A 14001-nucleotide genomic window follows, 5' to 3' on the forward strand; every position below is an offset into this window, starting at 1 on the left:
TTCTCCTATCGTTTGTCTGTGAATCACGCGTCAGTCGGCCACGCCGATGCTCAGCGCGCCGTCGATCACGAACTGGGCGCCCGTGGCGTAACTGGACGCCTTCGAGGCGAGGAACAGCGCCAGGCCCTTCAGTTCGTCGGGACTTCCCATGCGGCCCAGCGGCACCTGGCGACCCATCGCGGCCTGCGCCTGAGGGTCGTGCATCCAGCCGCCGCCGATGTTGGTCACGAACATGCCGGGGGCGATGGCATTGACGCGGATGTTGTAGCGCGCGAGTTCCAGCGCGGCATTGCGCGTCAGGTGCGCCACGCCGGCTTTGGCCGCCATGTAGGCCATGCCGAGGCTGCCTTCAACGCTGATCGCGGCAATCGATGTGGTGACGATGATCTGCCCGCGCTGGCGCACCTTCATGTGCCGGGCAGCCGCCTTCAGCGTGGTGAAGACGCCATTGAGATTGATGTCGATGACCTTGTCCCAGCGCGGGTCCTCGTAGTTCTCGAGCGCGTATTCGGGCGGGCGACGGCTGCGGTCAGGGGTGACGTAACCCGGTCCCGGGTCGATGCCGGCGTTGGCGAATACCGTGTCAATCTTTCCGTGCCGCGCCATGACGCCGTCGAACGCGCGGTCCACGCCAGGCCGGTCGGTCACGTCGAGCGGCACGCCCTCGACCCGCCAGCCCAGGCCCTGCAGGCGGGTCCGCTCGGTCTCTAGCGCGGCAGCGTTGCGGTCCATCATCACCACGGTCGCGCCGTTCTCGGCCAGCGCTTCGGTGAAGGCCAGGCCCAGGCCACTGGCCGCGCCGGTGACCACGGCCACCTGGCCCTTCACACTGAACAGGTCCTCGATCTTCACAAGGCCTCCTTGTTGGCGAATCCGGGATTCAACGCAACCGCGGCACCGGTTTCCCGGCTCCGCCGGGACGGTGCGGTTTCGATCAGGAACAGCGCCAGCGCCGCCGAAAGCACCGCCGCACCCGCTCCGAAGTAAAGCGGCAGGGCCGGTCCCCAACGGTCGGCTGCCGCGCCGGCCAGCACCGGTGCGATGACGCCGCCGATGATCTCGGCGACGCCCATGATCAAGCCCACCGCGGAGGCCACTGCATGCCGGGGCACCGATTCCGCCGGCACGATGGACATGGGGATCGGGGTCGCGCCCGAGGCGAGGTTGGTGCAGAACACCGCGGCGCCGAGCCAGGCCAGCGGCCCGTTGAAGTGAACCAGCACCAGCGGCAGGCTGGCCGCCAGGAACGTGAAGACCGCGTACACGGGCTTGCGCCCCAGGCGGTCGGACAACGCGGGCACGATCAGCCCCCACAGCAGCGCACCCAGCCCGACCATCATCATCACGAAGCCCATATCGGGAGGGGCCATGCCGCGGGTGCGCACCAGGTACAGCGGCGCGAAGATCAGGATCATCATCAGCCACGCCATCTGCGTGCTGGCAATCAGAACGCCCAGCCAGATGTTGCGGTAGCCGAGCAGCTGGCGCACGGTCAGCCGGGCGGGCGACGTCTCTGCGGCGACCGCTGCCTGCGGACCCGGTACGCGACGAGCGCGCAGGAACAAGGCGAGCAAGAGCGCCATCACGAGGCCTGGCACCGCGACGATGTACATCGACTGGCGCCAACCAAAACGTTCCGCCAGCGCCACCATCAAAACGGGTGCGACCAGTCCCGCCAACAGCGCGCCTGAGGTGTTCTGCAGCACGCCCATGTTGAATCCGAGGCGTCTGGGCGAGGACTCCTCGGCCATGATGGATTGCGCGATGGGCAGCACCGGCCCTTCGGTCAGGCCCATCAGCGCACGCACGAGCAGCAATGCCAGGAAACCGGCCGCGGCCCCGGTGAAGAAGGTGCACAGCGAGAAGCCGATCACCATCGCCACGAGGATGCTCTTTCGGGCACCGGAGCGGTCAGCCAGTGCACCGAAGCCGTAGCCAGAGATGGCCCAGCACAGCCCGACCGCGGCGCCAAGAAGACCCACCTGGGTGTCTGAAAGGCCCAGTTCGGGCACGACCTGCGGCAGCACGAACGTGAGGGCAATGCGGTCGAAGAACACCAGCCCGAAGGTCAGTGACAGCATTCCCAGCACGGCATTCTCATAAGTCAGCAAACGTTTGATCACCACTGTCTCCTTATGTGTTGGTACGGCTTCCTCGGTGTCCACCGAGGCAAGTCGTCGCCGCATGGTGACCAATACGTCCGTGACGCACACCTATCGAAAGGTATGTGGCGTTGACGGAGCTGCTGCAGAACAAGGCCAGACCTGGAACGCATGTCTGGAGCGTCGAGCGGCAAGAGCAACGTCGAGTTGGTCCGGTTGGGCCTTCGGCTTGACGCAACACCCTTTGACAGACCTGCAGAAAGATAGGTGCAGCGATTCGGAGCCACCAGCACAGTCGATCACCTCGAAAACCGGACCAACAGGAGCAACGTCCATGAACCGTGCCGAATCAGCCATTCTTTCCGCAGCCGAATCGATCTCGCGCCCCCGCCTGGCGGCTCCCGAGCCCGGATTGACCCCTGAAACCGTCATCGCGCGCGCCACCGCGCTGAAACCCCTGCTGCGCGCCCAGCAGGACGAAGCCGACGCACGCGGGCACTACTCACAAGCCTTGCACGACGAGTTCATCAAGGCGGGCTTCTATCGCCTGTTGCAGCCCAGGATGTTCGGCGGCTACGAGTTCGACTATGCGACCTACTTCAAGGTCATCATCGAAATCGCCAGCGGCCATCCCGCCACCGGATGGTGCCTCGCCCTGGCGGCCTCGCATGCCCCACTGGTCGCCGCGCACTGGTCCGAAGAGGCGCAAATGGAGCTGTTCGGTGACGGCCACTTTGCCGCGCCGCATCGCGCCGTGCCCGGCGGCCGCTGCGAACCGGTGGAAGGTGGCTACATCATCGACGGCGTGTGGCCCTACTGCTCCGGCATTCCGCACAGCACCCATCTGATCGCCGCCACGTTGATCCCGCGCCCGGACGGTCCGCCCCGCCTGCTCAATTTCGCCGTCCCCGCCGGCCAATACACCGTGCTGGACGACTGGGGCGGCGACCGAACGCTGGGCATGCGCGCCAGCGGCTCCAACAGCGTGCGGGTCGACAAGCTGTTCGTTCCGAAACACATGACGGCCGACGCCGACCGCCAATACCGGGTGCCGGACCCCCAGGCCGGCACCCACGGGACGCGGCTGCACGGCAACCCGATGTACCTGGGCCTGACGATGGGGCCCTACCACGCGGCGCTGGTTTCGCCGGTGATCGGCGCTGCGCGTGCCGCACTGGACGAGTTCCACGACATCCTGCGCACGCAGAACACGTTCGCGCCACCCTTGATGAAGCGCTTCGAGAGCCCTGACTTCCAGCGCCCCTACGGTGCCGCACTGGCCATGACGGATGCAGCCGAAGGCATCGTGATGCAGGCGATGCACCAGCACATGGCACTGTGCCGGCGTTGGGCCGAGCAGAAGATCGCGCCGACCGCCGAAGAGATGCTGCGCCTGTGGACCATGCAGCAACAAGCCGGCAAGCTGGCCAGCGAAGCGGTCGAGCTGCTGTTTCGCAACTCGGGGTCGACCGCCGCGCGCAGCGGTTCGCGCATGTTGCGGTACTTCGGCGACGTCCAGATGTACCGCGGCCACATGTCCTCGCAGTACCAGACCTTCGCATCGATGGTGGGCCGCGCACGCCTGGGCCTGCCCTCCGGGTTTCTCGACCTTTGATTGGGAGAATGCACATGACCACTCGCCACCAAACGCCGATCTCCATCGCCGACCAAGGCTGCTTCTGGGTCAACGTGGAGCGCAAACCCACGCCACTGGGAACGCTGGCTTCGGGCCAGATGTTCGTCCAGTATCAGATTCCGGTGGAGCAGCGCCACCCCTACCCCATCGTGATGGTGCACGGCGGCGGCGGCCAGGGCACCGACTACCTGAGCACGCCCGACGGCCGGCCGGGCTGGGCGACCTGGTTCCTTCGCCAGGGCTATGCGGTCTACGTGGTGGATCGTCCCGGCCACGGCCGCGCGCCCTTCCATCCGGAGACGCTCGGCCCGATGACCCCGCCACCGCCCTACGAAATGGTCAGCGCGATGTTCTCCGGGGGCAGCCCCGAGACGGCGCACTGGCCGCAGGCCCGCCTGCACACCCAGTGGCCGGGGAGCGGCAAGCCCGGCGACCCCGCTCTGGACCAGCTCATGGCGGCGCTGGGCCCCATGATTCCCGATCTGGCGCAGACCCACGAGCGCATGAAGCAGTGCGGCGTCGCGCTGCTCGACCGCATCGGCCCAGCGATCCTGGTCACGCACTCGATGGGCGGCCCGTTCGGCTGGATCGTCGCAGACGAACGGCCCGAACTGGTCAAGGGGATCGTGGCCGTCGAGCCCGTGGGTCCGGCCTTCGACCCCATCGGGCCGAACATGGGCCAGCTGGACTGGGGCCTCACGGCCATCCCCCTGCACTTCGAACCTGCGGCGGCCCAGGCGTCCGATCTCCAGATCGAGCGCCGGAAGGCACCGGCAGCGGGCCTGATGGATTGCAACGTGCAGGTCGAGCCTGCGCGCCAGCTGCCCCGCCTGGCGGAGATCCCCGTGGCGGTGGTGGTTGGTGAAGCCTCCTTCATGGCGCCGTTCGAGCATGGTGCGGTCGACTTCCTGACACAGGCCGGCGTGCCAGCCGAACTGGTGCGCTTGGAGAACCATGGGATCCACGGCAACGGACACATGGTGATGAGCGAAAAGAACAGCGACGAAGTCGCGGCACTGATCGACCAGTGGTTGCAGCGCAAGGTCTCGAGGTGAAGAACCCGCTCCGTGAAGGCGGCCTGGAGCGTGCGGGCGGCTTGCAGCTGCCCGCACGCTCCATTCCCATTCCCGCGCACATCAGTCCCGAAGCGCAGCGGGCCTTGGCTCAATCGAAGCTCGGTGCGTTGGAATGGCCCGCCCTTGCGGACCAGGCAGGCTGGCGGCGCCTCATCGTGGAGCGGAACGCCGCCTGGGCGGAGCTGTTCCGCGACCTGCCGCCCTTTCCCGGCACGATCGAGTCGCTCCTCGTGCAGGAGGCGACCCTCTTCGAGTTGATCCCCGATGCCATTCCAGCGGTGAAGCAGGACCGGGCGATCCTGTATCTGCATGGCGGAGCCTATTTGTTCGGTGGCGGCGAACTGGCCGCGAAGGCAGCGCAGATGCCGGCCGCGCTGAGCGGGACCCGGGTCTTTTCGCTCGACTACCGCATGCCACCCGATCATCCCTTTCCCGCTGCGATCGACGACCTGGTCGCGGCTTATCGTGAGCTGCTGACGCGGTATGCGCCAGGCAAGGTGGTGGTGGCTGGCATCTCGGCCGGTGCAGGGCTGGCGGCGGCGGGCATCCTCAAGCTGCGCGATCTGGGCCTGCCCCTGCCGGCCGGCGCGATCCTGCTGACGCCGGAAGCGGACCTGACCGAAAGCGGAGACAGTTTCGAAACCAATCGCGGAGTCGACCTCGTCCTGCGCGAGCGGCTGACCCCGTCGGTCCTGCTCTATGCCGCCGGCCACGACCTGCGCGATCCCTACCTGTCGCCGTTGTTCGGCGACTTCAGCCGCGGCTTTCCGCCGACGCTGCTGGTTTCCGGCACGCGCGATCTGTTCCTCTCCAACACCGTCCGCTTGCACCGCGCCCTGCGCAAGGCCGGCGTCAGGGCCGATCTGCATGTGTTCGAGGCGATGCCGCACGGCGGCTTCTTCGGCGCGCCGGAGGACGCCGAGTCGATGGCCGAGCAGTTGCGATTCATCGATGAGGTTCTGGGGCACAGCTGACTGGTCAAGCCACGCAATCAAGCGTCTGGGACATGCGGCCTTCGTCGTCGAGCGGCCCCCAATCCTTGAGGTTCACAGAAGCTTCCGCGACCTGTCCGCGCTGCTGGCCAACTTTGGGCTCTCTGGCCGCCTGAACACGCGGCAAATCGTGGCCGCGCCTAGGCGTGCCTGGTACGTCCCACCTGTTGCGGCGGGGGGCGGACCGAAAGCCCGGCGGTGCTGCCCCGCGGCGAGTGAACGACATGGCGCTTGTGTCCCTGCACGGCATTGGCCCTGGCCTTCAAGACGAAAGGCCCGCCTCCAGAGACTCCAAGCTGTTCGCGTACACGCCCTTTCAATCGTTGCAGGGCACACGGCAAGAGCGACGCAAAGAAGTTCCGCAGGCGCGGATTGCCTTGCGCCGTGAGCCAGAAGTCGTCGAAGCTGTCGAAATCGCGACACACCTCGATCTGCGCCGTTCGCACGTTGAGCAAACCGGCCTGTTGCCACAACTCTTCCGATGCTTGCAAGGAAGCCGCCCAGACACTTGGCGGCTTCTGGGGCTCATACCCATCGGCGCGGGCGGCATCAAGGACAGGTTGCAAAGGAAAGCCCCCACCGGCCATGTCCCAGTGGTAGGCGGCGATCGTGCCGCCGGGTCGGGTGACTCGTACAAGTTCTCGAATGCCTTGCCGCGGATCACTCAGAAAGAACAGCACCAGGGCCATGACCCCAGCATCCACGCTGGCGTCGTTCAAGGGCAGCGCCTGGGCGTCCCCTTGAAGGAAGCGGACTCCCACCGTTGCCGCGCGCCGGCGCGCAAACGCCAGTTGCTCCGGGGATGGATCGACACCCACCACCGTCGCTGGACTTTGCCGCCGGAGCAAGGTCTCGGTAAAGGAGCCATTGCCGCAACCGTCGTCAAGCCAAGCCAGCCCTGGCGGCAGCGCCAACCAGTCCAGAAAAGGCTCGGCCACCAACGCGCTCCATCGCCCCATCATCAGCTCGTACGCGGCTGGATCGTCGAAGACGAACGGCGGGGGGAGAGGCATTTCTGCCCGGGGGACCGTCACGGACGACTCCAGACCGGTATGGTAGGGTTCACGCTGATCGCCCGCACCAGCGTGTTCCCCACACCCGTTGCCAAGTGGACAAGCTCAAAGCCATTCAGTACTTCCTTGCGGCCGCGCAAACCGGCAGTCTGTCGGCTGCGGCACGCCAGCAGGGCATGACGCTGCAGGCCGTCGCCAAGCTGGTAAGCGCCCTTGAGGCTGAACTCGGTGTCAAGCTGTTCCAGCGCGGCAGTCGTGGCCTCCAGCTCACCACGGATGGGGCACAGTACGCCGAAGCCTGCGCCCCGCTGCTGGCGCAGCTTCAAGCGGCGGAGGAAGGCCTGCGACAGTCGCGGCAGCGCCCGCAAGGCACCCTGGTCGTGGGGGGCACGCCGTTCCTCCTGCAACACTGCATCGTGCCCGCGCTTGCCGCATTCCATGCCAGCTACCCCGATCTGACGCTCGACCTGCGCACCGTCTTGCACCTGGAGGAGGCAGCGAGCAAGGATTGCGACTTGCTGCTGCTGCACGGTTGGTTCGAGGCTGGTAGCTGGGTGCGACGCGAGCTGCCGGTGATGGCCCAGGTCACCGCAGCCACGCCCGGGTACTGGAAGCTCCATGGCATGCCGCGCCACCCACGCGATCTGGTCGACCACAACTGCCTGAGCTACCGCAATCCCTATGGAAAGCTGCTGGATCTGTGGCGCTATCGACAGACGGCGCCACAAGGCAATGAGGTCATCGAACAGGTGGTGGTGCGAGGCTGGCTGAACTCCAACCACCGCGACAACCTGCTCGCGCTGACCCTCGGCGACGGCGGCGTGATGCGCATCGCCTATGCCACCGCGCAAGCCGACCTGGCCAGCGGCCGCCTGGTGCCCGCGCTGCTCGACTGGGAACTGATGGATCCTCCGCCACTGGCGCTGTACTTTCGGCCGGAGCTGCGCCGGACCTTGCGGCTGCGCGTCTTTGCCGATTTTGCCGTTACCCTCTGCGCCGAACTGGCCTCGCTCACGACTGCCAAAGGCGAGTCCAGCGTCGATGGCCGTCCGGCATGGCACCACGGCAACAGCCGGCGAGCATCGAGTTGGCTGACCCACCGCTGAACACCAGCGATCAGTCGATGCTCGCGCCGGTCTCGCGTGCAAACCGCATGTATTGAGCCTCGGCCTGCTGAATCAGCTCTTGCGTCTGAGCCGGCGACCGAGCGCTTCCGACAATCAGCAAGCGGTCCATCACCTGCTTGAACTCCGCGGTCTGCGCTGCCTCACGCACGGCCGCAGCCAGTCGATCAATGATCTCAGCCGGTACCCGCGGTGGACCGAGAACGAAGTGAGCCGTGATCAGCGGCGCGGCGGCCACACCGGACTCGGCCAGAGTCGGCACCGTCGCCAGAGCAGGAATGCGCTCGGCCATGCTGCACCCCAGCATCACCAGCCGCCCCGCCTGCACATGCGGCAGGCTGGCACCCACCGGCAATACGGCGGCCTGAATGCGCCCTTCGAGCAGATCCGGCAGCATCTGGGGAGCCCCCTTGTAGGACACGCGGTCGAGGGTGAAGCCCAGCGCCCGGGTGACCTCCGTGGCGACCATGTCCTCCGCGACGTTGTTGGAACCTCGCATCAGCGGCTTGGTGCTTGCCTTTGCGTACCCGGCAAACTCTTGCAGCGTTTTTGCCGGGACGCTGGGAGGCACCACCAGACATTGCGTATTGCCGCCGATCGCCGCAATGGGCGAAAACTCCGTGAGCGACCTGTAGGGCGACGCCTTGCTCAGGTGCGGCAGTCCTGCGTTGGCCGCCAGCGCGAACAGCAGGGTGTAGCCATCGGGGGCGGCGGTCAGCACGGCACCTGCGCCGATGCCCGCGTTCCCGCCAGGGCGGTTCTCGACGAAAACCTCCTGGCCCAGCCCGGCGCTCATTCCCTTGGTCAGGGCGCGCGCTGCGGTATCGCTCGGACCACCTGCGGGAGCCGGGACAATCAGCCGTATAGGCCTGCTGGGGTACGTTGTCTGCGCTCCCACCGAAGCCACCCAAAGCGCAAACGCGCTGACAACGAGGCATTTTGGCAATCGGCTCATATTGGTCCTCCATGCGGTGAATGGGTCCAGTATGGCCAGGCGAGGCGTGCTCTGGGAAGCCATGCGCCAGAGTAGGCAGCCTGAACTTTCGGTTCAGTGTGAGCTTTGATGAAACCGGCCAGTTCTGAACCACAGGCTGGCCGCTTGGTTGGGTTGAACCGACCTGCTGTTGACGAACTCGTTCGGGGTCAGGTTGGCGAGCGAGCGACCGTGAGGATGCGAAACGCGCGACCATCGTGCGTCTGGTCGTGGACGAAATCCATGCTCCAGTACTGATGCGGGCCCGTGGGCTTCTGGGGCTTGCCGCGCAACAGGGCAATGCGTTTGCGCCGCTTGACCTTCATGCGCAACTGCAGGCCTTCGAGCCGGTACAGGCGGCAGACCCGCTTCTTGCCCACCTGCCAGCCCTCCCGCTTGAGCATCACCAGCACCCTCAGGTAGCCAAACTGCGGCCTGCTCAGCGCGATGTCCCGGATGCGCTGGCGCGTGCCGCCGTCGGCCATCCGCAGCGCATACGCGATCTGCTCTTCGCTGAATCGGGACTTCTTCATCGCTTCTCCTTGCTCCTCTCGGAGCCTTGAGAAGCAACCGTACCTCTAGCATTGACCTGTCGCGGTTTTTCGGGGGAACGTCTCCAGCTGGCCAAGGGCGTGGGCCGGCTTGGGCTTTGGAGCTCAACCGGTTGGCCTGCGTCATCAGTGCGTGGGTGAAGATGCTTCATGATCGATGCGCTTGATCATTCGTCTGTCAGTCGATGTGAATTACTTCCTCTCTTTTGTGGCTCCCAATCCTGCCAAGCCCGGGGGCAAGAAGTCCAAGGCCGCGCCCGCCCAAGCCCCTGAAATCACCACCACCAAACAGTCCCAGCTGATCACCCTGCTGCGCAGTGCCGCGGGTGCCAGCATGGAGCAGATGATGGCGCTCACACGCGCAGCCCGCTCGCGGGATCGAACAGGTGCGAATGTGCACCGTCCACCGTCAGCCGGATGGTGTCGCCCGGCCGTGCAGCCACCCGCTCACGGAACACGGCCGTGATGGCCTGTCCACCCACAGAGGCCATGACCTGGGTTTCCGAGCCGGTGGGTTCGATCACCTCGACAGTGGCCTCGAAGCCCGCACCGTCGAGGCGGAAATGCTCCGGACGGACGCCGTACACCAGATCGGCACCGATGCGGTTACCGGGCACCGAAGCGCAAGGCAGCACATGACGACCATTGAGCAGCAAGCCGTCGGCCTGCAGGCGGCCCTTGAGCATGTTCATGGCCGGGCTGCCGATGAAGCCGGCGACGAAGAGGTTGGCCGGGCGGTCGTACACCTCCAGCGGCGAACCAATCTGCTGCACCACACCGTCGTTGAGCACCACGATCTTGTCGGCCATGGTCATGGCCTCCACCTGGTCGTGCGTGACGTAGATGATGGTGGTGTTCAGCCGCTGGTGCAGCGCCTTGATTTCGGTGCGCATCTGCACCCGCAGCTTGGCGTCCAGGTTGGACAGCGGTTCGTCGAACAGGAACACCTGAGGATCGCGCACGATCGCCCGCCCCATGGCGACGCGCTGGCGCTGACCACCCGAGAGCTGCTTGGGGTAGCGGTCCAGCAGATGCTCCAGGTCGAGGATCTTGGCCGCCTTTTCTACCTTGGGCGCGATGGCAGCCGGGGGCGCGCCCTTCATCCTGAGCGAGAAGGCCATATTTTCCTTGACCGTCATGTGCGGGTAGAGCGCATAGCTCTGGAAAACCATGGCGATGTCCCGGTCCTTCGGGGCCATGTCGTTGACCACCTTGGGTCCGATCCGGATCTGCCCTTCGCTGATGTCTTCCAGACCGGCCAGCATGCGCAGCAAGGTCGACTTGCCGCAGCCCGAAGGACCGACCAGGGTGACGAATTCGCCGTCGCGGATGTCGACGTTGACACCGCGGATGATGTGGACGCCGCCGTAGCTCTTGCGCACGTCCTGGATGGTGACCGAAGCCATGTTGTCTCGCTTTCTTGTTCGATGGTCCCGCGGCTCAGCCCTTGACGGAGCCCGAGGTCAGACCGGCCACGATGTGTTTCTGGGCCGAGAAAAAGATGATCACCGCCGGCAGGATCGTCAACGCGATGAACGACAGCACCAGGTTCCAGTCGGTGGAGTACTCGCCCTGGTAAGCCATGATGCCCAGCGGCCAGGTGTAGAGCGTGTCGCGGTTGAACACCACCAGCGGCAGCAGGTAAGCGTTCCAGCTGGCCACGAAGACGATCACCGCCACCGTCGCCAGGATCGGCTTGGACAGGGGCAAGGTGATGTGCCAGAAGAAGCGGAAGTAGCCGCATCCGTCGATCAGCGCCGCCTCGAACAGCTCACCCGGCAACTGCTTGAAGTAGTTGCGGAACAGCAGGATGCTGGTCGCCAGTCCGAACGCGACCTGCGGCAGCACCACGCCCCAGTAGGTGTCGAGCATGCCGAGGTCACGGATCTTGATGAACAGCGGCAGGATGGCCGTCGCCGCCGGGAACATCAGCCCCAGCAGGATGTAGTTCAGCAGGAAGTCCGATCCGAAAAAGCGCACCTGCACGAATACGTAGGCGGCCATGGACGACACGATCAGCGTGAGCACAACAGTCAGTGAAGCGATGATGAGCGAGTTGCCCATCAGCTGCCAGTAGCGCCCCCCGGACAGGATGTCCCAATAGTTCTTCCACTCCCAGTCCGAAGGCAGACCGAAGGGGTTCACCCGCAGTTCGCCCAGCGACTTGAAGCCGCCCAGCACGGTGACAAGCATCGGCACCAGCACGACCAGGGCCACAAGGAGCAGCGGCGTGTAGCGCAGGATGGGTGGCATGCGGCCGGATCCGGCCGATTCAGAAGCGTGAAGATCAGTCATGGCGCATCACAGTGCGTTTGTAGCCAAAGGCGAAGGCGACGCACATCACGAAGAGCACGACGCCCACCGCGCTGCCGAAGCCGATGTCCATCCGCGTGAGCCCGTAGCTGTAGAGGAAGCTCACCATGGTCTGGGTGCTGTCGTTGGGCCCACCGCCGGTCAGCGCCATGATCAGGTCGAACTTCTGGATCGACGACAGGATGGCGAAGAAGATGGTCAGCCGAACCGTGGAGCCCAGCAGCGGCAGCGTGATGCGACTGAACACCTGCCAGCGCGAGGCGCCATCGATGCGTGCGGCCTCGTACAGGCTGCGGTCGATCTGCTGCAGACCGGCGATGTACAGGATCATGTAGAAGCCGAAGTACTTCCACACCGACACGGCGAGCACAGCGTAGATGGCCAGGTCGGGCTCGGCCAGCACGTGCGGGCCCACCGCACCGAACATTTCCCACAGCTTGGCGAACAGGCCGTAGTCGCCGTCGTAGACGAAGCGCCAGATCAGGCCTGCCGCCACCTCCGCCAGGATGTAGGGAAGGAAGAAGACAAGGCGGAACGTGGTGGTCAGCGGCACCCGGTCCACCAGCAGCACCGCCAGCCCGAGGGCCAGCGGCAGCTGGATGAACAGGGTGGCCAGGATCACCAGCAGGTTGTTGAACAGCGACAGCCGGAACACCGGGTCCTCGAACAGCAGTTCGAAGTTCAGCGCACCCACGAACTGGGTGGGTGAGCCGTAGCCGTTCCACTTGAAGACGCTGTACCAGACCGCTTCGCCCATGGGCACGACCACGAAGATCGTGAACAGCAACAGCGCGGGCGGCAGGAACAGCCAGGCAACGGCTCCGTTGCCGCTGTCGCGGGCCGATCGGCGGCGCGGCGCCAACCTGGACAGTGCGCTGGCCGCTGCGGCGCTGCCCGCGGAGGTGGTCGTATCGCTCACAGGCGTTGCTCCATCTTGGCGTCAGTTCGGTGCGGCGCGGCGCCAGGCCTGCTGGATCGCGTTGGCCGCGTCTGCCGGCGAGGTCCTGCCCGCAGCGATGTTCGAGGCCATGTCGTTGACCACGGCGCCGGCCAACGGGCCGAGGGCCTGGTCGAAGTTGACCTGCACCAGCTGAGACTGCTTCACGCTCTGCAGCGTCTGTTGCAGCAGCGGACGGCTGATGGCCTTCATGCTCTCGGTCACCGGCGGGATGTACAGGCCCTTCTCGGCGGCCACGCGCTGGTTGTCGGCCTCGGAGAAGAAGCGCAGGAAGTCCACCGTCTCCTTGGGCGAGTCCTTGGTGACGATCCAGCCGTTGAGGTTGCCCATCACATCGCCCGGGTTGCCCTTGCCACCCGCCACCGTCGGGAATGGCAGCCAGCCGATCTTGTCGTCCGGCAGGCCCTGCTTGTCGGCGGCGTTGTCCTTCATGACGTTGAGCACCACGTTGAGCGTGAGGATCATCGCCGCCTTGCCATCGCCGAACTGGCCGGAGGCCTGTGCGTTGTTGGCCGCCAGGAAACCGGGCTGGAAGGGCTTGAGGTCCACCAGCTGCTTGAAGAGCTCACCGCTGCGGACGAAGGGTTCGGAAGCAAATCCCTTGCCCTCGCCGCGCATGGCGGAGTCCAGCGCCGGCTTGCCGCCGGTGCGCATGGCCAGGTGCGACCAGTACAGCGACAGGGGCCACTTGTCGCCACCGCCCACCACAAGCGGCGTGATGCCGGCGGCCTGCAGCTTCTTGACACCGGCGAGCAGGTCGTCCCAGGTCTTGATGGCGTTGCCGTCCACCCCGGCCTTGGCGAACAGGTCCTTGTTGTAGAAGAAACCCACCACGGACATGCGCAGTGGCACGCCATAGAGCTTGCCGTCCACGTCGTAGGCCTGCACGGCCGCGGGCAGGAAGCGGTCCTTCCACTGCGCGTTCATGGGTGCGCTCAGGTCTTGGAGCACGCCGGCCTTGACCTGCTCACGCAGCACGCCACCGCCCCAGCTGTAGAGAATGTTGGGCTTGTCGGGCGACTGCAGCAGCGTGGTCACCTTCTTCTTGAAGGACTCGTTCTCAAGCGACTGGATCTCCACCTTCACCCCCGGGCGAGAGGCTTCGAAGCGCCGCGCGACATCGTTGTAGAAGGCGTTGACCGCCGGGTTCTGGTCGATGTGCAGCAGACGCACGGTCACGCCCTGGGCGCTGGCCGCTGCGGCTGCCAAGGCGGCAACGGCACCCACCACCAGACGGGAGAAAGATTGGGAAATTCGCATGGC

13 protein-coding genes are annotated in these 14001 nt (G+C 65.7%); 4 read left to right on the forward strand and 9 right to left on the reverse strand.

Annotated features, from left to right (window positions below):
• Nucleotides 1-30: 30 nt before the first annotated feature.
• The gene (locus RCO38_RS23290) at nucleotides 31-852 is read right to left on the reverse strand and encodes an SDR family NAD(P)-dependent oxidoreductase (RefSeq protein ID WP_308330926.1); all 822 of its coding nucleotides are present in this window, start codon (nucleotides 850-852) and stop codon (nucleotides 31-33) included.
• Nucleotides 849-2123 (reverse strand): MFS transporter, encoded by a 1275-nt coding sequence (locus tag RCO38_RS23295; protein WP_308330927.1) that lies wholly within the window; start codon nucleotides 2121-2123, stop codon nucleotides 849-851. Before RCO38_RS23295 ends, RCO38_RS23290 begins: the two co-directional genes overlap by 4 nt.
• Nucleotides 2124-2436: 313 nt before the next feature.
• On the opposite strand from RCO38_RS23295, the gene RCO38_RS23300 reads away from it, so the two are divergent.
• Genes RCO38_RS23300 through RCO38_RS23310 form a run of 3 tightly spaced genes read left to right on the forward strand, consistent with a single transcriptional unit; the run spans nucleotide 2437 to nucleotide 5788 of the window.
• Nucleotides 2437-3717, forward strand: a complete 1281-nt coding sequence (locus RCO38_RS23300; protein ID WP_308330928.1) for an acyl-CoA dehydrogenase family protein — start codon at nucleotides 2437-2439, stop codon at nucleotides 3715-3717.
• Between the two features lie 14 nt (nucleotides 3718-3731).
• On the forward strand, nucleotides 3732-4793 hold the full coding sequence (locus tag RCO38_RS23305) for an alpha/beta hydrolase (RefSeq protein WP_308330929.1): 1062 nt from the start codon (nucleotides 3732-3734) through the stop codon (nucleotides 4791-4793).
• Nucleotides 4790-5788, forward strand: a complete 999-nt coding sequence (locus tag RCO38_RS23310) for an alpha/beta hydrolase fold domain-containing protein (protein WP_308330931.1) — start codon at nucleotides 4790-4792, stop codon at nucleotides 5786-5788. The genes RCO38_RS23305 and RCO38_RS23310 overlap by 4 nt, the downstream gene beginning before the upstream one ends.
• 158 nt (nucleotides 5789-5946) lie before the next feature.
• On the opposite strand, the gene RCO38_RS23315 is transcribed toward RCO38_RS23310, so the two are convergent.
• A complete protein-coding gene (locus RCO38_RS23315; protein ID WP_308330932.1) occupies nucleotides 5947-6840 on the reverse strand; it encodes a class I SAM-dependent methyltransferase in 894 nt (297 codons plus the stop codon).
• 74 nt (nucleotides 6841-6914) lie between these two features.
• Here RCO38_RS23315 and RCO38_RS23320 point away from each other — a divergent pair, with 74 nt between their 5' ends.
• Complete coding sequence (locus RCO38_RS23320) at nucleotides 6915-7925, forward strand: LysR family transcriptional regulator (protein ID WP_308330933.1); 1011 nt, start codon at nucleotides 6915-6917, stop codon at nucleotides 7923-7925.
• A 10-nt stretch (nucleotides 7926-7935) separates the two neighbouring features.
• Here RCO38_RS23320 and RCO38_RS23325 read toward each other — a convergent pair whose 3' ends face one another.
• The 6 genes from RCO38_RS23325 to RCO38_RS23350 all read right to left on the reverse strand — a co-directional run bounded on the left by RCO38_RS23325 (nucleotide 7936) and on the right by RCO38_RS23350 (nucleotide 13998).
• Nucleotides 7936-8961, reverse strand: coding sequence for a tripartite tricarboxylate transporter substrate binding protein (locus RCO38_RS23325; RefSeq protein ID WP_308330934.1), 1026 nt, complete (start codon nucleotides 8959-8961; stop codon nucleotides 7936-7938).
• A 125-nt stretch (nucleotides 8962-9086) separates the two neighbouring features.
• Nucleotides 9087-9449 (reverse strand): IS3 family transposase, encoded by a 363-nt coding sequence (locus RCO38_RS23330; RefSeq protein ID WP_308330936.1) that lies wholly within the window; start codon nucleotides 9447-9449, stop codon nucleotides 9087-9089.
• Nucleotides 9450-9820: 371 nt separating this feature from the next.
• Complete coding sequence (locus RCO38_RS23335) at nucleotides 9821-10873, reverse strand: ABC transporter ATP-binding protein (protein WP_308330938.1); 1053 nt, start codon at nucleotides 10871-10873, stop codon at nucleotides 9821-9823.
• Between the two features lie 34 nt (nucleotides 10874-10907).
• Nucleotides 10908-11720 carry a carbohydrate ABC transporter permease gene (locus RCO38_RS23340; protein WP_308330940.1) on the reverse strand — a complete coding sequence of 271 codons (813 nt, stop codon included), beginning with the start codon at nucleotides 11718-11720 and terminating at the stop codon, nucleotides 10908-10910.
• A 34-nt stretch (nucleotides 11721-11754) separates the two neighbouring features.
• The gene (locus RCO38_RS23345; protein ID WP_308330942.1) at nucleotides 11755-12699 is read right to left on the reverse strand and encodes a carbohydrate ABC transporter permease; all 945 of its coding nucleotides are present in this window, start codon (nucleotides 12697-12699) and stop codon (nucleotides 11755-11757) included.
• Nucleotides 12700-12720: 21 nt separating this feature from the next.
• Nucleotides 12721-13998 carry an ABC transporter substrate-binding protein gene (locus RCO38_RS23350; protein WP_308330944.1) on the reverse strand — a complete coding sequence of 426 codons (1278 nt, stop codon included), beginning with the start codon at nucleotides 13996-13998 and terminating at the stop codon, nucleotides 12721-12723.
• Nucleotides 13999-14001: the final 3 nt, after the last annotated feature.

This window comes from Hydrogenophaga pseudoflava (genome assembly GCF_031020795.1).
GTDB lineage: Bacteria > Pseudomonadota > Gammaproteobacteria > Burkholderiales > Burkholderiaceae_C > Hydrogenophaga > Hydrogenophaga pseudoflava_A.

What these genes read in the sequence shown, in the direction of transcription:
- RCO38_RS23335 (WP_308330938.1), bottom strand. Translation starts at nt 10,873, where the DNA reads ATGGCTTCGGTCACCATCCAGGACGTGCGCAAGAGCTACGGCGGCGTC.
- RCO38_RS23305 (WP_308330929.1), top strand. Translation starts at nt 3,732, where the DNA reads ATGACCACTCGCCACCAAACGCCGATCTCCATCGCCGACCAAGGCTGC.
- RCO38_RS23330 (WP_308330936.1), bottom strand. Translation starts at nt 9,449, where the DNA reads ATGAAGAAGTCCCGATTCAGCGAAGAGCAGATCGCGTATGCGCTGCGG.
- RCO38_RS23325 (WP_308330934.1), bottom strand. Translation starts at nt 8,961, where the DNA reads ATGGCTTCCCAGAGCACGCCTCGCCTGGCCATACTGGACCCATTCACC.
- RCO38_RS23350 (WP_308330944.1), bottom strand. Translation starts at nt 13,998, where the DNA reads ATGCGAATTTCCCAATCTTTCTCCCGTCTGGTGGTGGGTGCCGTTGCC.
- RCO38_RS23300 (WP_308330928.1), top strand. Translation starts at nt 2,437, where the DNA reads ATGAACCGTGCCGAATCAGCCATTCTTTCCGCAGCCGAATCGATCTCG.
- RCO38_RS23340 (WP_308330940.1), bottom strand. Translation starts at nt 11,720, where the DNA reads ATGCCACCCATCCTGCGCTACACGCCGCTGCTCCTTGTGGCCCTGGTC.